Source organism: Erwinia sp. 009765445, from assembly GCF_058137865.1.
Genome location: NZ_JBYUWC010000011.1, coordinates 129,963 through 147,905, shown reverse-complemented (window position 1 = coordinate 147,905; position 17,943 = coordinate 129,963). Strand labels below are relative to the sequence as shown.

At 54.6% G+C, this 17,943-nt stretch carries 12 protein-coding genes and 1 pseudogene; 8 read left to right on the top strand and 5 right to left on the bottom strand.

Features of this window, described 5'->3' with window-relative positions; translation table 11 throughout:
• Window positions 1-76 precede the first annotated feature (76 nt).
• A complete protein-coding gene (locus AC3Y5R_RS14035) occupies window positions 77-2,014 on the bottom strand; it encodes a bifunctional 2',3'-cyclic-nucleotide 2'-phosphodiesterase/3'-nucleotidase (protein WP_489921856.1) in 1,938 nt (645 codons plus the stop codon).
• A 388-nt stretch (window positions 2,015-2,402) separates the two neighbouring features.
• Here AC3Y5R_RS14035 and cysQ point away from each other — a divergent pair, with 388 nt between their 5' ends.
• Window positions 2,403-3,143, top strand: a complete 741-nt coding sequence (gene cysQ / locus AC3Y5R_RS14030) for a 3'(2'),5'-bisphosphate nucleotidase CysQ (RefSeq protein ID WP_489921855.1) — start codon at window positions 2,403-2,405, stop codon at window positions 3,141-3,143.
• Window positions 3,144-3,197: 54 nt separating this feature from the next.
• Here the strand turns inward: cysQ and AC3Y5R_RS14025 are convergent, their stop codons facing one another.
• Window positions 3,198-3,764, bottom strand: a complete 567-nt coding sequence (locus AC3Y5R_RS14025; protein ID WP_489921854.1) for a YtfJ family protein — start codon at window positions 3,762-3,764, stop codon at window positions 3,198-3,200.
• Between the two features lie 314 nt (window positions 3,765-4,078).
• On the opposite strand from AC3Y5R_RS14025, the gene AC3Y5R_RS14020 reads away from it, so the two are divergent.
• Complete coding sequence (locus AC3Y5R_RS14020) at window positions 4,079-4,285, top strand: DUF1107 domain-containing protein (RefSeq protein WP_052898849.1); 207 nt, start codon at window positions 4,079-4,081, stop codon at window positions 4,283-4,285.
• 87 nt (window positions 4,286-4,372) lie between these two features.
• Here AC3Y5R_RS14020 and paeA read toward each other — a convergent pair whose 3' ends face one another.
• A complete protein-coding gene (gene paeA, locus AC3Y5R_RS14015; RefSeq protein ID WP_158781229.1) occupies window positions 4,373-5,701 on the bottom strand; it encodes a polyamine export protein PaeA in 1,329 nt (442 codons plus the stop codon).
• Window positions 5,702-6,258: 557 nt separating this feature from the next.
• On the opposite strand from paeA, the gene tamA reads away from it, so the two are divergent.
• Genes tamA through AC3Y5R_RS14000 form a run of 3 tightly spaced genes read left to right on the top strand, consistent with a single transcriptional unit; the run spans window position 6,259 to window position 12,100 of the window.
• On the top strand, window positions 6,259-7,974 hold the full coding sequence (tamA, locus tag AC3Y5R_RS14010; protein ID WP_489921890.1) for an autotransporter assembly complex protein TamA: 1,716 nt from the start codon (window positions 6,259-6,261) through the stop codon (window positions 7,972-7,974).
• Window positions 7,971-11,744: an autotransporter assembly complex protein TamB gene (tamB, locus tag AC3Y5R_RS14005; RefSeq protein ID WP_489921853.1), complete on the top strand. Its 3,774-nt coding sequence runs from the start codon at window positions 7,971-7,973 to the stop codon at window positions 11,742-11,744. Before tamA ends, tamB begins: the two co-directional genes overlap by 4 nt.
• 2 nt (window positions 11,745-11,746) lie before the next feature.
• Window positions 11,747-12,100 (top strand): gamma-glutamylcyclotransferase family protein, encoded by a 354-nt coding sequence (locus AC3Y5R_RS14000; protein WP_158781233.1) that lies wholly within the window; start codon window positions 11,747-11,749, stop codon window positions 12,098-12,100.
• 61 nt (window positions 12,101-12,161) lie between these two features.
• On the opposite strand, the gene ppa is transcribed toward AC3Y5R_RS14000, so the two are convergent.
• The gene (gene ppa / locus AC3Y5R_RS13995; RefSeq protein WP_158781235.1) at window positions 12,162-12,692 is read right to left on the bottom strand and encodes an inorganic diphosphatase; all 531 of its coding nucleotides are present in this window, start codon (window positions 12,690-12,692) and stop codon (window positions 12,162-12,164) included.
• A gap of 324 nt (window positions 12,693-13,016) precedes the next feature.
• Between ppa and AC3Y5R_RS13990 the strand changes: the two genes are divergently transcribed.
• Both AC3Y5R_RS13990 and AC3Y5R_RS13985 read left to right on the top strand, forming a co-directional pair.
• A complete protein-coding gene (locus tag AC3Y5R_RS13990) occupies window positions 13,017-14,579 on the top strand; it encodes a methyl-accepting chemotaxis protein (protein ID WP_489921852.1) in 1,563 nt (520 codons plus the stop codon).
• A gap of 363 nt (window positions 14,580-14,942) precedes the next feature.
• Window positions 14,943-15,164, top strand: a pseudogene (locus tag AC3Y5R_RS13985) (Tar ligand binding domain-containing protein); the annotation flags it as partial.
• A gap of 148 nt (window positions 15,165-15,312) precedes the next feature.
• Here AC3Y5R_RS13985 and fbp read toward each other — a convergent pair.
• Window positions 15,313-16,311 carry a class 1 fructose-bisphosphatase gene (gene fbp / locus AC3Y5R_RS13980; RefSeq protein WP_158781239.1) on the bottom strand — a complete coding sequence of 333 codons (999 nt, stop codon included), beginning with the start codon at window positions 16,309-16,311 and terminating at the stop codon, window positions 15,313-15,315.
• Window positions 16,312-16,479: 168 nt separating this feature from the next.
• On the opposite strand from fbp, the gene mpl reads away from it, so the two are divergent.
• Window positions 16,480-17,835: a UDP-N-acetylmuramate:L-alanyl-gamma-D-glutamyl-meso-diaminopimelate ligase gene (gene mpl / locus AC3Y5R_RS13975; protein ID WP_489921851.1), complete on the top strand. Its 1,356-nt coding sequence runs from the start codon at window positions 16,480-16,482 to the stop codon at window positions 17,833-17,835.
• Window positions 17,836-17,943: the final 108 nt, after the last annotated feature.

Genomic DNA, 17,943 nt, shown 5'->3' with positions numbered 1-17,943 from the left:
AACAAAGCCAGCCTTTGGGTTTGCATACCGGGGCTGGCTTTTTTTCAGGTTAATATTTTTCTCTCTTTAAAAATTATTAATTGAGTTTTATCTGATATACAGCAAAGCCAATATCATCGTGACTCACTTTATGAGCAGGATAAACAGCATACTGTTTGATAAATGCGGCAGCTTTCTCCGTGGGTGACGTTTCAAAGCGAATATCCAGTGGTGTTTTACTGTCAATACTGGTCAGCTGCCAGTTATTGTCGGCCTGCGGCCTCACTTCGCCGTGTGCTTTGGTCTGGGCCTCAATATAAGCGGCGACCACTGAACGGTTCTCATCTGGTGAGGCAAAGGCTACGTGGCTTTCTCCTGTACCAGCGAACTTCCCACCGTAAGCACGATAGTTGTTGGTCGCCACCAGGAATATGGCATCAGGATCTATCGGTTTGCCTTTAAATGTCAGATCGCGGATGCGTGAGGCTTTACTGTTAATCTGCTGGCATTCAGCGTCATAGCGGGCGGGCTGTGTGACATCATTGCGGTAATTCACTCCGTCAATCACGTCAAAATTATAGGTGCGGAAGTCCCAGTTAATCAGCGCCTGCGGCTTGCTGCTGCTCGGGTCAATCTGGTTGAACTGCCCCGCCGAGCACTCAAGCCACTCTTTCACTTCCCTGCCTGTCACCTTCATTACCACCAGCGTATTCGGGTAGAGGTAGAGATCGGCGGCATTGCGGAAGGTCAGCTGGCCTTTTTCAACTTCGACATAGCTGGCCGGGTCGTTTTTACGGCCACCGGCTTTAAAAGGTGCAGCGGCTGAAAGCACCGGCAGGTCTGCCAGATCCGGATCGCCCTGGATAAAGCGTTCAACGTAGTCGCGCTGAGCATTGTTAACGATCTGCACGGTGGGATCGTCCTGAACCAGTGACAGATAGCTGTACATCACGTCCGCTGATTTGCCGATCGGTTTGCTGACAAATTCTCGCGTGGCTTTATGGTCATGCTCCAGCACTTTCACCAGGGCGGGATCTTCCGCGGCGAGCGATTTCTTTGTTGCAGCGTCATAAATGGGGCGGGCTTCCGCTTTTGCACTGCTTACCTGCCATTTCCCTGCCTCATTATTCAGCACCAGATCGACCACGCCGAGATGGTCTCCCCACATGCCGGGCATCACGGCAGGGATGCCATTCAGCGTGCCTTTGGCGATATCAGCCTCTTTGATATTGGCAAAATCTTTGCCGGGGAAGACGGCATGAGCGTGACCAAACAGGATGGCATCAATACCGGGTACCTGACTGAGGTAATACACCGAGTTTTCCGCCATCGCCCGGTAAGGATCTCCAGACAGGCCTGAATGCGGGATGGCAACAACCAGATCGGCTCCCTGTTTACGCATTTCCGGCACCCACTTGCGGGCGGTTTCGGTGATGTCATTAACGGTGATTTTGCCGCTGAGATTCTTTTTATCCCACACCATAATCTGCGGCGGGACAAAGCCGATGTAGCCCACTTTCAGCTGATGCGTTTTCCCTTCGCGGTCGGTGACTTCAACGGCTTTAATCAGGAAGGGGGTGAACATTGGCTTGCCGGTTTTACTGTCGATAATGTTGGCGTTGACGTAGGGGAAACGGGCACCGCTGAGGGCTTTGTGCAGGTAGTCCAGCCCGTAATTAAACTCATGGTTGCCCAGATTACCTACGGTATAATCCAGCGTATTCATGGCCTTATAGACAGGATGTACTTCGCCCTGCTGCAGGCCTTTTGCCGCCATATAATCGCCCAGAGGGCTGCCCTGAATGATGTCGCCGTTATCCACCAGTATGCTGTTGCTGGCCTCTTTGCGGGCTGCTTCAATCAAGGTGGCGGTACGAACCAGGCCAAATTTCTCGGTTGGCGTATCTTTGTAATAGTCAAAGTCCATCATATTGCTGTGCAGGTCGGTGGTTTCCAGCAGGCGAAAATCCACCGTGGCGGCATGCAGAGCGGAACTGACCAGCAGCGCAGCCAGTGTAAAAGAAGGCTTAATCATCATTTTTTCCTTAAAATCAGATGCCAAAGATCCCTAACATCTCAAAGAATTGTAAAATTGTTATGTTATGTCTCACAAATATGTGAGCTGGTACAAATATTTACTTCTTATGCGCGCTTCCGCAGGCATCCGCCAGCATCAGGCGTACACTCGAGCGGACAGAGGCTCAAAAACAGCAGATTCTGCGGAATGAAATGAATTATGCTTTTGATAATTAAGGCTGACATGTCAGGGGTTCCTCTGATCAGACAGGAGAGATCGTGTGATAAAGGTCAGTGCCGATCTGCTGCTATGATCAATAAAGGTTTTTTTGCCGGGCGAAACCCGGCTGAGACAGGTCCCTCAACCGGCGGTAGCCGGGATCCAGATGCTAATCAAGAGGTGGAAAATGCTAGATAAAATTTGCCAGCTGGCACGGGATGCGGGCGACGCCATCATGAAAGTTTATGACGGGCAGGCACCGCTTGATGTCTCCCATAAATCCGATCATTCGCCGGTGACTGCTGCGGATATCGCCGCTCATAAAGTGATTGTGCAGGGGTTGTCTGCTCTATACCCGGATATCCCGGTAATCTCAGAGGAAGATCCTCCCGCCTGGGAAATCCGTCAGCACTGGCAGCGCTACTGGCTGGTCGATCCGCTGGATGGCACTAAAGAGTTTATCAAGCGTAACGGCGAGTTCACCGTTAATATCGCGCTGATTGACAACGGCAAGCCGGTGCTGGGCGTGGTGTATGCGCCGGTGCTGGGCGTGATGTATTCCGCCGTCGATGGCAAAGCCTGGAAAGAGGAGGGCGGCCATAAAGCACAAATTCAGGTCCGTGAAGCGCGGCCGCCGCTGGTGGTGGTCAGCCGCTCGCATTCGGGTACCGAGCTGGAGGATTACCTGAGCCAGCTGGGCGAACATCAGACCACGGCAATCGGCTCTTCACTGAAGTTCTGCCTGGTGGCGGAAGGCAAAGCGCAGCTCTATCCCCGTTTTGGACCCACCAATATCTGGGATACCGGTGCCGGTCATGCAGTCGCCATTGCCGCCGGAGCGCATGTGCACGACTGGCAGGGCAAAACGCTGGACTATGCTCCGCGTGAGTCGTTCCTCAATCCGGGCTTCCGCGTTTCTATTTTCTGACGTTTAGTTTCTGGCCTGAAGAGGCTTCGGGCCAGAGATTCGCTTCGGGTCGAATCAATTAGACCCTTGCAGCAGCTTCTGCACCAGCGCAACCACCTGTTGCACCTCATCCTGCGTCAACGCGCCGTCTTTGGCGAAGCGCACTTTCCCTTCCTTATCCAGTACCACTATCGCCGAACCTTCGTTCTCCAGCTGCCAGGCCTTTTTCGCCACGCCAGTGCTGTCGACAATAAACTGTGACCAGGGAAACTGTTTCTTGTTGCTCTCTATACTGCTGCGCACGAACATCCCGGTGCCGGGGATGGCGTCATCGGTATTGACCAGCGTGGTAGTCTGGTAACGGTCGTGCGGAAACCTGGCGGCCTTGATCGCCTCAATCAGCGCGGCATTTTTCTCTTTTGAAGAAGAGCGCCCGGCAATATGCTGGATCACCCGTACTTTGCCAGGCAGCTTCGCGCTGTTCCAGTTCTGATAGCTGAATTTATCCTGCTGCAGGATCAGCTCACCTCTGTCGTTGATCCCCACTGGCGGAACACGCTTCCCCTCAACAAAGTTGTGCGCACCGGCGGCAAGCGGCAGCAGCAGGACAAAAAGAGTGAAAAATGAGCGAAAAGTCGTCATGGCAGCGCCTCATGTAAGTGATCAGACCAGTTAGTCATGTTCCTGCAATAATAAGCGCAGAAGATGCTGCTGTCGCATCGAAATAACATCTTTGCAACACACTGCACAATTCCCTGAGGATTGAAGGTTTATACTGTTATCTCGTGTCCGGATGACAGAGCATACTGTCATAATATGTAAACACAGTAAAAAAATTCAATTTCAGACTTCAGGAAACCGATATTGGTCTATAGTGAATGCAGTTTGCGCTGCAAGGATTCGTACCGAGTTTGGACACGACGCAGCACGCATCATTTTTCAGGAGTAGAACCAGAATGAAAATCTTTCAGCGATATAATCCGCTGCAGGTAGCCAAATACGTGAAGACCCTGTTTCGTGGCAGGTTGTACATCAAAGACGTAGGCGCATTTGAATTTGATAAAGGTAAGATTCTGATCCCACGCATTAAAGATAAACAGCACTACAGCGTGATGTCAGAAGTGAATCGTCAGGTGCTGCGTCTGCAGACCGAATTTAACTGATAAAACTAAGGCGCGAAACTTCGCGCCTTTTTGTCAGGCTGTTCAGCCTCTCACTTCATACAGACCGAATGGCAGGCAATCATTCCGCTACTCTTCCGCCGTTTTACTCAGCACCGCACTTGCCGCCGTCGGGCGGGCCTCAATACGGGTTACCAGCAGCTGATCGATACGGTAGCTATCGATATCCACCACCTCGAACTTATAGCCGTGGAACTTAACGAAGTCGGTACGCTTAGGGATTTTACGCAGCATAAACATCATAAAGCCGCCGATGGTTTCGTAGTTGCCGGACTGCGGGAATTCGTCAATGTCCAGCACGCGCATCACGTCATCAATTGGCGTACCGCCTTCCACCAGCCATGAATTCTCGTCACGCGCGACAATCTGCTCTTCCATGCCCTGCCCGACCAGGTCGCCCATCAGCGTGGTCATCACATCGTTCAGGGTGATGATGCCCACCACCAGCGCGTACTCATTCATAATCACCGCAAAGTCTTCACCGGCGGTTTTAAAACTTTCGAGCGCTTCTGACAGCGTCAGCGTGTCCGGCACTATCAGCGCCGAGCGGATCTGCACGCCGCTGTTCAGCGCCATGCTCTGATTCCCCAGCACCCGGAGCAGCAGCTCTTTGGAGTCAACATAACCAATAATGTGGTCGATATCTTCGTTACAAACCAGGAACTTGGAGTGCGGATGGTTGGCAATTTTCTCCTTCAGGCTGGCCTCGTCTTCGTGCAGGTCAAACCACACCACGTTCTCGCGCGAGGTCATGGAGGAGGGCACGGTACGGGATTCCAGCTCGAACACGTTCTCAATCAGTTCATGCTCCTGCTTACGCAACACGCCTGCCAGAGCGCCGGCTTCAAACACGGCATAGATGTCATCTGAAGTGATGTCGTCCTTGCGCACTAAGGGAATTTTCAGCAGGCGGAAAATAATGTTGGCACCGCCGTTAAAGAACCACACCAGCGGACGGAAGACCAGCAGGCAGAAGCGCATCGGGTTGATGATTTTCAGCGCGACAACTTCCGGGGCGATCATCCCCAGACGCTTTGGGAAAAGGTCAGCAAACAGAATAAACAGGCTGGTGACCAGGGTGAAGGAGCAGATAAAGCTCAGCTGTTCCGCCAGCTCCGCGCTGACTCTGCCTTCAAATAATTTCTGGAATACCGGTGAAAAGGCAGAGTCACCCACGATACCGCCAAGGATAGCGACCGCGTTGAGGCCAATCTGCACCACGGTGAAAAACATGCCCGGTGTTTCCTGCATATTCAGCACGCGCTGGGCGTTGATGTTCCCTTCATCCGCCAGCAGCTTCAGCTTGATTTTGCGCGCTGCTGCCAGAGAGATTTCTGAAAGGGAAAAAAATGAGCTGACCGCGATCAGCAGTAAGATGACAAGCAAGCTGTCTAACATAAAACATCCATAAAATGGCTCATTCAGTCGCTTTCAGGGGAAAACGCCGTGGCCCTGGGTTAATCACTTGTCATTTTTGGCCTGGGCAGCGTGTGAGGATCTGCGTAAGTTTGTCCCGTTCAGTGAATATGGGCTATCCGTGCCAAAAATGTCTGCCCTGTTCGGCTGACGCGCCGGGGCAGAATTCAGACAGACCGTCAGGCGGCCTGTGTGGTGGAGTATAGCTGTGGAGACGATTGCTTACAATTGCGGCGCTTAACTGCGAATCAATTCTCACCCGGAACTGGCAAAGGCACCAGGATTAATCCGACTGTAGGACGCAAAAGGTCCTGGCGTTACATTCGGTCACGATCCTGTGTTGTATCGTGTCGATTCTTTGCACACAATATGTCAAAAATTTGGCTTTACCAGTAAAAAGAGGTCCGGGTCGGCGAAAACATTGTCAGGCTTAGGATCCCAGGCCATTTTGATCAAATTACAGAAGACGTTGTGCCCATCTGGAATCAGGGCCGGCCACAAAATCAGGAGTTAGCGTGCCACGAATTCATGTGTATTGCATGTTTTGTCTGATCGCCGCTGCACCCGTCGCTCAGGCAGCGACCGTGCGTTTGCAGGTGACTGGATTATCTGGGGAATTACAAAGTAACGTCCGTGCGCGGCTCTCCACTATCTCCAGCGATGAAGTTTCTTCCGACGGGCGTTTTCGTGCGCGCGTCAGCGAAGCCGTTAAAGAAGGCCTGAAGGCGCTGGGCTATTACGAACCGACCATTGAGTTCGAGCTGCAGCCTCCGCCTGAGGGCGGTAAGCGTCCGGTTCTGCTGACAAAAGTCACACCGGGCGAACCAGTCAAGCTGGCGGGAGAAACGGTGATTTTCCGTGGTGGGGCGAGCAAAGATCCAGACTACCTGGCGCTGCGGAGCACCGGCCGCGGCAAAATCGGCAAGGTACTGAATCATGGCGACTATGACAGCTTTAAAAGCTCTCTGAGCAATATGGCGCTGCGCAAAGGCTACTTCGATGCCGACTATACCAAAAGCCAGCTTGGCGTTTCCGTCGACCGGCGGGAAGCCTTCTGGGATATCGATTACAACAGCGGCGACCGCTACCGCTTTGGCGATGTCACCTTTGAAGGTTCGCAAATCCGCGAAGAATATCTGCAAAACCTGGTGCCTTTTAAAAAGGACGATTACTACAGCTCCCGGGACCTGGCCGAGCTTAACCGCCGCCTGTCTGCCACCGGCTGGTTCAACTCCGTGGTTGTCGCGCCTCAATTCGATGCAGGACGTGCAATCAAGGTCCTGCCGCTGCACGGTGTGGTCAGCCCGCGCACGGAAAACACCATTGAAGCCGGGGTAGGCTACGCCACCGACGTTGGCCCGCGAGTGAAAGCCACATGGAGAAGGCCGTGGGTTAACTCTTATGGTCACAGCTTCAGCACCAGCGCCAATATTTCTGCCCCTGAACAGCAGCTGGATTTCAGTTATAAGATCCCACTGCTGAAAGCCCCGATTGAGCAGTATTACCTGCTGCAGGGCGGCCTGAAAAGAACCGACCTTAACGACACCAAAGCCGACTCCTCAACTCTGGCGGCTTCCCGCTACTGGGAATCTTCATCCGGCTGGCAGCGTGCCATTAACCTGCGCTGGAGCCTCGATCACTTTACCCAGGCCGACGTCACCAACACCACGATGCTGATTTACCCTGGCGTGAGCATCAACCGTACCCGCTCACGCGGTGGCCTGATGCCGGACTGGGGAGATTCGCAGCGGTATTCAGTGGATGTTTCTGACACCAGCTGGGGATCGGATATTGATTTCACTGTGGCGCAGGCCCAGAACGTCTGGATCCGTACGCTGGCTGAAAAACACCGCTTTGTGGTGCGGGGGAACCTCGGCTGGATTGAAACGAATGACTTCGATAAGGTTCCGCCGGATCTGCGTTTCTTCGCCGGTGGTGACCGCAGCATTCGTGGCTACAAATACAAAGGCATCTCCCCAAGGGATGATGACGGCAAGCTGACCGGGGCCTCCAAACTGGCCACCGGCTCGCTGGAGTATCAGTACAACGTGACCGGCAGGTGGTGGGGCGCGGTGTTTGTCGATTCCGGAGAAGCGGTGAACGATATCAGACAGAGTGATTTCAAAACCGGTGCCGGTTTTGGCGTGCGCTGGCAGTCACCAGTCGGGCCAATCAAGCTGGATATCGCGCGGCCGATTGGCGATGACGAAAACCGGGACATACAGTTTTATATCGGATTGGGGCCTGAACTATGAGTCGCTGGAAAAAGGTTCTGATTGGCATCCTGATCTTCCTGCTGGTGCTGCTGGGCGGCATCGCGTTTTTAATTGGTACCACACCAGGTCTGCACCTGTTGCTGAACGGGGCGGCACGCTGGGTGCCGGGTCTGTCAATCAAACAGGTGGAGGGCGGCTGGCGAGACCTCCGGCTGACGGGCGTGCAGTATGAAATGCCCGGCGTCACGGTCAATGCGGGTGAGTTCCGTCTCGCTGTCCGGCTGGGATGCCTGAAAAACAGTGCGTTCTGCGTTAACGATCTTTCGCTGAAGGACGTCAACGTGGTGGTGGATAGTAAGAAGATGGCCCCTGCGGCTCCAGCGCCGGTGGAACAGGAGAAATCCTCCGGCGATCTGAGCACGCCTTATCCCATCACCCTGCGCAACCTGGCTCTGCATAACATCAACGTGAAAGTGGACGACACGGCGATTTCGCTGGCGGATTTCACCTCCGGTATCAGCTGGCAGCAGCGTGCGCTCACCCTGACGCCAACCCATATTCAGGGGCTGCTGATTGCCTTGCCAAAAGCGGCCAAAGTGGCAGAGGAGCAGGTGGTACAGCCGAAAGTGACGCAGCCAAAACCGGAGGAACCACCGCTGGGCGAGACGCTGAAAGCGCTGTTCGCCAAACCGCTGCTGCCGGGCCTGCCTGATTTCAAAATGCCGCTGGATGTGGATATCCAGCAGATCCTCGGCGAACAGCTGCGCATTACCGGCGATACCGATATTGCGGTGAATCGCCTGTTAGTGAAGGCCAAAACCCAGGATCGTCTGCTGCATCTGGAAACGCTGGACGTGGACTCGCCGCAGGGGCAGCTGAATGCTCAGGGGCAGGCGACGCTGGCGGATAACTGGCCGGTCAGCTTCACGCTGTACAGCACGGTAAACCTCGACCCGATCAAGGGCGAAAAGATCAAGATGACCCTGAATGGCGGCCTTCGTGAGCAACTGAACATGGCGGTGAATCTCTCCGGCCCGGTCCGTGTGCAGCTTGACGCCAATACCCGGCTGGCCGAAGCGGGGCTGCCGTTGTCGATGACGCTGCAAAGTCCTCAGCTACGCTGGCCGCTGACCGGAGAAACGCAATATCAGGCAGATAACTTCAACTTCAGCTTTAAGGGTAAAGCGACGGACTACGTGATGTCGCTGAAGACCGCGCTGAAAGGGCAGGCGATCCCGCCAGCCACGCTGGCGCTGGACGGCAAAGGGAACGTTGAACAATTCTCGCTGGATAAACTGCACCTGGCCGCGCTGGAGGGCAGTACCGATCTGACGGCGCTGGTGGACTGGAGCAAAGCCATCAGCTGGCGCAGTGAGCTGACGCTGTCCGGCATTAACACGGCGCGGCAGTATCCTGACTGGCCAGCGAAGCTGGAGGGCAAAATAACCACGCGCGGCAGCCTTTACGGCGGCAGCTGGCAGGTGCGGGTACCGGAACTCAAGCTGCGCGGCAACGTGAAGCAGAATGCAGTGACCGCCGATGGCTCCCTTTATGGCAACAGCTATAACCAGTGGGATATCCCCGGCATCAAACTGGTGCTGGGAAGGAACAATGTTGACCTGAAAGGCTCTCTGGGCGACAAGCTGAACCTGGACGCTAATATCGATGCGCAGCATCTGGATAACGCGCTGCCAGGCTTGGGCGGCGTGGCGAAGGGCACCGTCAAAGCGCGTGGCGACCTGAAGACGCCGCAGCTGCTGGTTGACCTGACCGCAACCGGTTTGCGCTGGCAGGCGATGAGTATCGGCCACGTGGCCCTGCAGGGCGATGTCAGTTCCGGCGAGCAGATCCAGGGCAAACTGGCGCTGCGTGTCGATCAGCTGAAACAGGATGCACTGGAGATTTCACAGCTGAGTCTGGACGCCAGCGGCAGTGAAAAGCAGCATCAGCTGAAACTGACGCTTGAGGGCAAACCGGTGGCCGGGCAGCTGCAGCTTAACGGCAGCTTTGACCGACAGGCGCAGCGCTGGCAGGGCACTCTGAATAATACACGCTTCGATACGCCAGTCGGCGAATGGCGCTTAACGCGGGCAATAGCGCTGGATTACCTGAACAGCAAACAGACCGTCTCAATTGGCGCTCACTGCTGGCAGAACCCTAACGCCCAGCTTTGCGTGCCTCAGACCATTGAAGCCGGTCCTTCCGGCCATGCGAAAGTGGTGCTCAGTCGTTTCGATCTGGCGATGGCGAAACCGTTCCTCGGTGATGCAACCAAACTCAGCGGCGTGTTTACCGGCGATGCCGATGTCAGCTGGACCGCGGACGGTGCGCTGCCACAGGGGCGTGTCTCGCTGAAAGGCAACGGTGTGAAGGTTGAACAGGATGTACAGGGCAACACGCTGCCGGTAGCGTTTGATACTCTGAATCTGAATGCAGTGCTGCGCAATGGCAAGGCGCAGCTGGACTGGCTGATCCGCATTGCAAAAAACGGTCAGCTGGATGGCAACGTGCAGATTGCCGATCCGCAGGGCAAGCGGACGCTCTCCGGTAACGTTAACATCGCCAATCTGGATCTGGGGCTGCTTAATCCTGCGCTGATGCAGGGAGAAAAAGTCGCCGGAATGCTGAACAGCAACCTTCGTCTGGGCGGCAGCCTGCAGAAACCGCAGGTGTTCGGCCAGCTGGGGCTGAAAAATGTCGATGTGGAAGGCAGCTTTATGCCTGTCGACCTCACGACTGCCAGCGTGAACATGATCTTTAACGGCATGAGTTCAACGCTGGAAGGGCTGATCCAGACTTCTCGTGGGCAACTGACGCTGAATGGCGATGCCGACTGGAGCCAACTGGATGCCTGGCGGGCACGTATTGCCGCCAAAGGAGACAAAATCCGCGTGACCGTGCCGCCGATGGTGCGCATGGATGTCTCGCCGGATTTGGTGTTTGAAGCCACGCCGGAAATGTTCAATCTTAACGGTCGCGTGGATATTCCGTGGGCGCGTATCACCGTGCAGGAAGTTCCGCAAAGCGCGGTGGGTGTCTCGCCTGATGAAGTGCTGCTGGATAAAAACCTCAAGCCGATTGCACCGAAGAGCACCTCAATCCCGATCAACAGCAACCTGGTTATTCACGTTGGCGATGACGTGCGGCTCAGCGCATTTGGCCTGAAAGCCAAACTGAACGGCGATTTGAAGCTGGCGCAGGACCGGAGGGGACTGGGCCTTAACGGGCAGATCAATATCCCGTCGGGCCGCTTCCATGCTTACGGGCAGGATCTGATTGTGCGTAAAGGGGAGCTGCAGTTTGCCGGGCCAGCCGATCAGCCTTACCTGAATATTGAGGCGATCCGTAATCCGGAAGCGACCGAAGATGATGTCACTGCCGGGGTCCGCGTGACCGGGCTGGCGGATGAACCAAAGGCGGAAGTGTTCTCTGACCCGGCGATGTCGCAGCAGGAAGCTCTGTCATATCTGCTGCGTGGACAGGGCCTTGGCTCCTCCGGCAGCGACAGCAGCGCATTAACCTCAGCACTTGTTGGATTGGGGCTTGCACAAAGTGGGCAGGTTGTGGGTAAAATCGGGGAGACTTTCGGCGTGAGTAATCTTGCCCTGGATACGACTGGCGTCGGTGACAGCCAGCAGGTTCAGGTCAGCGGCTATGTGCTGCCGGGTCTACAGGTAAAATACGGTGTTGGCATATTTGATTCACTGGCGACCTTAACCTTACGTTATCGCCTGATGCCCAAACTCTATTTGGAAGCGGTGTCTGGCATAGACCAGGCCCTCGATGTGCTCTATCAGTTTGAGTTTTAGCAATGCGAATAATTGTCTACGGTAGCCTGAGGCGTAAGCAGGGCAACAGTCACTGGATGACCAACGGCCAGTGGCTGGGCGATCACCAGATCGACGGCTATGAGCTGTACAGTCTGGGCCATTACCCTGGTGTGGTCGCGGGCAACGGGCGGGTTTATTGTGAGGTTTACCGGATCGATGCCTCGACCCTTGGTGAGCTGGACGCGCTCCGGACTAAAGGCGGAGAGTACAAGCGCGAGCTGGTACAAACGCCTTACGGCAGCGCCTGGCTCTATGTGTACCAACGTCCGGTAGCAGGAAAGCTTCGCATAGAGAGCGGCGACTGGCTGCTCCGCGATCAACAGGATCCTGACTGACGTCTTCCGGCAAATAAAAACACCGCTCATTGAGCGGTGTTTTTATTTGCCGGAAGAAAACTTATTTCTTCGCAGCGCGTTCGAAAGAGGTCACGATTTCAGCTTTAGCCGCTTCAGCGTTGTCCCAGCCTTCCACTTTCACCCATTTGCCTTTTTCCAGCGCTTTATACTGCTCGAAGAAGTGAGTGATCTGCGCGCGCAGCAGTTCTGGCAGGTCGTTCACATCTTTGATGTGATCGTACTCTTTGGTCAGTTTGGTGTGCGGAACCGCAACCAGTTTGGCATCTTCGCCAGACTCGTCGGTCATTTTCAGCACGCCAACCGGACGGCAACGGATCACGGAGCCTGGCTGCAGCGGATACGGAGTTGGGACCAGCACGTCTACCGGGTCACCGTCCAGAGACAGGGTGTGGTTGATGTAACCGTAGTTGCACGGATAGAACATCGCTGTAGACATAAAACGGTCAACGAACAGGGTGCCGGAATCTTTGTCGACTTCATATTTGATCGGATCGGCATTGGCCGGGATCTCGATAACGACATAGATATCTTCTGGCAGATCTTTACCCGCTGGAACCTGGTTCAAACTCATGGTCAATTCCTTACATAGCAGTCTTGGTCAAGTGACGCTCATTATAGCCAACTGATTCTGAAAGTATCCCCCCTTTTTGGCCTTTAGGAATGCTCCAGTACCGTGCCAATCGCTGCCCGGATGATTTCAGCCGACCCGCTGCGATCGGGCAGCCGGGCATGGCTGATTTGTCTTAATCATTATTGAAAATTGATCCGGATCAACGTTCCGCCAATCAGCGTCTCTGCAGTCCCGATGGTCTCTAAAGGTCACGATCGTCGGTCCGATAAGCCAATTGTACTAATGGATTCTGCAACCGTTACCTGATTAAGGACCCTTCAGATCATGATTAAAAAACTTTCAATACGCACAGGATTGATGATCCTGCTGGCCACGATGACGCTGATGTTGTTGGTGGTCAGTCTGATGGGAATTACGGCCATCAGCAAAGGCAACAGCTCGCTGGATGTGGTTAACCGTATCCAGAGCACGGAGCTGAACAGCCTGTTCAATGCCAGCACTTACCTGTTACGAACCCGCACTATCTCCGCTTTAGCCGCCAGGAACCTGGAAAAAGGCAATGCTGACCAGGCCATGTCAGTGATCGGCAGGGCGGATGGTTTCGTTAAAGTGGCAAACGAAGAGATCAAACTCTTCACGGAAGCCGGGACGGTGACTGCCAGGGGCAAGGTCCTGGCGGATGCGTTGCTGACCAATTATCACAAGTATCTCTCAGAAGGGATCGATCCAATGATCGATGCCCTGCAGGCCAGCAATCTCGATGCTTATTATCAATTGCTGGAGCAGAAACTGACGCCGCTGAATGCCCTTTTTACTCAGTCTGTAGAAGAGTTTCGTACCTTTGCTGACGAAACAACCGAGCAGAAACTGGCCGAAGCGGCATGGAACAAGAAACTCCTGACCGCATTGATCGTCTTTTGCGGCATTCTGACGGTAGTCCTGCTGGTCGGATCATGGATAGTGCTGCGTGAAATCCTGCTGAAACCGCTGGATGTGGCGATTGGGCGTCTGGAATTTGTCGCTTCAGGTGACCTAACCCAGGAACTGCCTGAAGGCGGTAAAAATGAACTGGGGCGCCTGAATTCCGCGCTGGCGGAAATGCAAACCGCCCTGCAATATTCGGTGGGGCAGGTTCGCGATGCCAGCCTGCAAATCGAGGTAGGCAGCCGTGAAATTGCTGCCGGGAACCTGGACCTGTCGCAGCGGACGGAAGAGTCGGCGGCTTCTCTGGAGCAGACCGCCGCGAGCATGGAACAGCTGACGGCCACCGTGAAGCTCAATGCGGATAACGCCAGCCAGGCGCACCAGCTGGCGCGCTCCGTCTCTTCCAGCGCCGATCGTGGCAGCGAAGTGGTCAATTACGTGATGGAAAAAATGCAGGAGATCTCCAACAGCTCGAAGCGTATTGGTGACATCCTTGGCGTGATTGATGGCATCGCCTTCCAGACCAACATTCTGGCGCTGAACGCCTCCGTGGAAGCGGCCCGCGCCGGTGAGCAGGGCAGAGGCTTCGCAGTGGTGGCCGGTGAGGTCCGGACTCTTGCCCAGCGCAGCGCGACGGCGGCAAAAGAGATCCGCGAGCTGATCGCCGAATCGCAAAGCAGGGTCAGCGAGGGCTCCCAAATGGCGACCAAAGCTGGAGAAACCATGGATGAGATTACCAGCGAAGTATCGCGGGTGACGGTGCTGATGAAAGAGATCTCCAGTGCTTCCCAGGAGCAGAGCCTCGGTATAGAGCAGGTTAACGTCGCGGTTACTCGAATGGATGAAATGGCGCAGCAAAATGCGGCGCTGGTTGAACAGGCTGCTGCAGCGACTCAGTCGCTGGAGGAGCAGTCGCAGCAATTGGTACAGACCATGGCAGTCTTTAAGGTCACCGCCGCGTAGTACCAGTAGTACCCTCTCACTGTGTTTATCATCCCTTTTGGGCGATCGAAAGATCGCCCTTTTTTGTTTCAGACTGGCGTAATCGCCAGAAATCTCCAATAAATTTGCCTTACATTGCACTGTTAAGCATTTTTGTGGTTAGGGGTGTTGTCAGTGATATTCACTATCATTGGCAACGATTACATCACATTAATTCTGATAAATTGTTACTTTCATCCCATGATTATCCGCCGGGTCGCCTTCAGGCTCTGTCGCGGCGGAGGAGTTTACATTACTGGTGCTGAATGTTTAAACCACCCCTGCCGATAATCTCTTCGCTTTTTTGGGAATAGGGATAATCAGCCTGTCGGGGGACGCCAAATCATGCTTAAAAGGATATCAATACGCACCAGTTTGTTAGTTTTATCAGCGCTTATGACGCTGATGCTGTTAGTGGTCAGCATTATGGGCATTATTGCCATCAACAAAGGGAACCGTTCTCTGGACGTGGTGAATCGGATTCAGGGAATTGAGCTGAACAGCTTATTTCTTTCCAGCAACAGCCTGCTTCGTGCGCGAACCACGGCCACTCAGTCGCTGGAGGAGCAGTCTCAGCAACTGGTGCAGTCGATGGCGGTGTTTAAAGTCAGTATGGCGTAGGTTTCTGGCGGAGGTAAAAAAGCCCTGTAAGCATGAAGCTGACAGGGCCGGGGCGACCCTCTTCAGGGCGATTTTTCAATCGCCCACTCTTGCTTTATGCGTCCGGGAATTCACGCAGGAAGCGTTCCTGATCGTCCACCATTTCGGTATTGCCGACAAAGAACGGCGAGCGCTGGTGCAGCGTTTCCGGCACGAGGTCCAGAATACGGTTTGCGCCATCACTGGCTTTGCCACCAGCCTGTTCGGCGAGGAACGCCATCGGGTTGCACTCATACAGCAGGCGCAGCTTGCCTTTCGGGTGGCTGGCGGTGCTTGGATAGAGATAGATGCCGCCCTTAAGCAGGTTGCGGTGGAAGTCCGCCACCAGCGAGCCGATATAACGTGAGGTATAAGGGCGGTGGGTGGGCTGATCTTCTTCCTGACAGAACTTCAGGTATTTTTTCACGCCCTGAGGGAAACGAATATAGTTTCCTTCGTTAATGGAGTAGGTATAGCCCTTTTCAGGGAACTCCATTTTCTCCGCGCTCAGGCAGAATACGCCCAGTGACGGATCGTAGGTAAAGGCATGCACACCACAGCCGGTGGTGTAAACCAGCATGGTGGACGAGCCGTAAACCACATAGCCTGCGGCCACTTGCTGGCTGCCCGGCTGCAGGAAATCTTCCTCAGTGACCGGCGTGCCTGGCGGGGTAATGCGGCGATAAATGGAGAAAATTGTTCCGACAGATACGTTTACGTCGATGTTGGAGGAGCCGTCCAGAGGATCCATCAACACCACGTACTTCCCGTTTTCAACGCCTTCGAAGATCACGATCTCATCTTCTTCCTCTGACGCAATCCCTGCCACAATGCCGCGCGCTTTCAGAGCAGCTTTGAGTTTTTCATTGGCAAACAGATCGAGTTTCATCTGCTGCTCGCCCTGAATGTTTTCAGCGCCACTGGCTCCCAGAATATCGACCAGTCCGGCTTTATTGATGTCGCGATGAATAATCTTCGCGCCCAGCTTGATGGCTGAAATCAGTGCCGTCAGTTCACCTGTGGCGTGAGGAAAGTCGTGTTGCTTCTCGACGATGAATTCGCCTAACGTTTTCATAACACAATCCCTGAATCTGCGGTTGAACAGCAGCTCGTATAACAAACTGCCAACGTATGCGTACGCAGTTTAGCCGAATGAACGGCAAAGAACATAGGGCAAATCCGTTTCTTCCTCTCGATGAGGACGGTACACTGTGCGCCGAACATTCCAGTAAACGGACCTTTTATGCGTATTCATATCCTCGGTATCTGCGGCACTTTTATGGGCGGTCTGGCAATGCTGGCCCGTTCTCTGGGCCATGAAGTCACCGGCGCTGATGCCAACGTTTATCCGCCGATGAGCACGCTTTTAGCGAAGCAAGGCATTGATTTAATTCAGGGTTATGATGCTTCGCAGCTCGATCCTGCTCCCGATCTGGTGATTATCGGTAACGCGATGACCCGCGGAAATGCCTGTGTTGAAGCGGTGCTTGAGCGCAACATTCCTTACCTCTCCGGGCCGCAGTGGCTGCATGATTTTGTGCTGAAAGACCGCTGGGTTCTGGCAGTAGCAGGAACCCACGGAAAAACCACTACGGCGGGGATGGCGGCATGGATTTTACAGGCTTGCGGCCTTGAGCCGGGCTTTGTGATCGGTGGTGTACCGGGAAATTTCGACGTTTCGGCAACTTTAGGAAAAAGCCCATTCTTCGTGATTGAGGCCGATGAGTACGACTGTGCCTTTTTCGACAAGCGTTCCAAATTCGTGCATTACTGCCCGCGTACGCTGATCCTCAACAATCTTGAATTCGATCACGCGGATATTTTTGACGATCTGCGGGCCATTCAGCGTCAATTCCATCATCTGGTGCGTATCGTGCCGGGAAGCGGCAAGATCCTGGTGCCAGAGCACGACGCCAACCTGAAACAGGTGCTGTCGATGGGCTGCTGGAGCGAGCAGGAGAGCGTCGGCGATGGCGGCCACTGGCAGGCGAAAAAGCTGACGCCGGATGCTTCCCGGTGGGAAGCCTGGCTGGATGGCGAGAAAGTGGCTGAAGTGAACTGGGCGCTGGTGGGCGAGCACAACATGCATAACGGCATGATGGCGATTGCCGCAGCGCGCCACGTCGGCGTGAAGCCGGAAGATGCCGGACGTGCATTGAACGACTTCATCAACGCCCGCCGTCGCCTTGAACTGCGTGGCGAAGCCAACGGCGTGAAGGTTTATGATGACTTCGCTCACCACCCGACCGCTATCCTGGCAACCATGACCGCCTTGCGCAGCAAGGTTGGCGGAACGGCGCGGATCCTGGCGGTGCTTGAGCCTCGCTCAAACACCATGAAAATGGGGATCAGTAAGGATGACCTCGCCCCGGCACTGGCCCGTGCGGATGAGGTGTTTCTGTTCCAGCCGCATCACATTCCCTGGCAGGTTTCAGAAGTGGCGGATGCCTGCGTGCAGCCGGCACACTGGAGTGCCGATGTGGATACGCTGGTGGAGATGATCGCCAAAACAGCGCAGCCTGGCGATACCATTCTGGTAATGAGCAACGGCGGCTTTGGCGGCATCCATCAGAAACTGCTGGACCGGCTGGCGAAGTAGGGGGAAAAGCGGGGGGCGAAAGCATTCAGCCCCGCAACGGCCGTAAGAGCGGAATTTATTCCGCCCTTACGAGATAGTCACACGGGTGGGATGCAGTAACAGATCCCG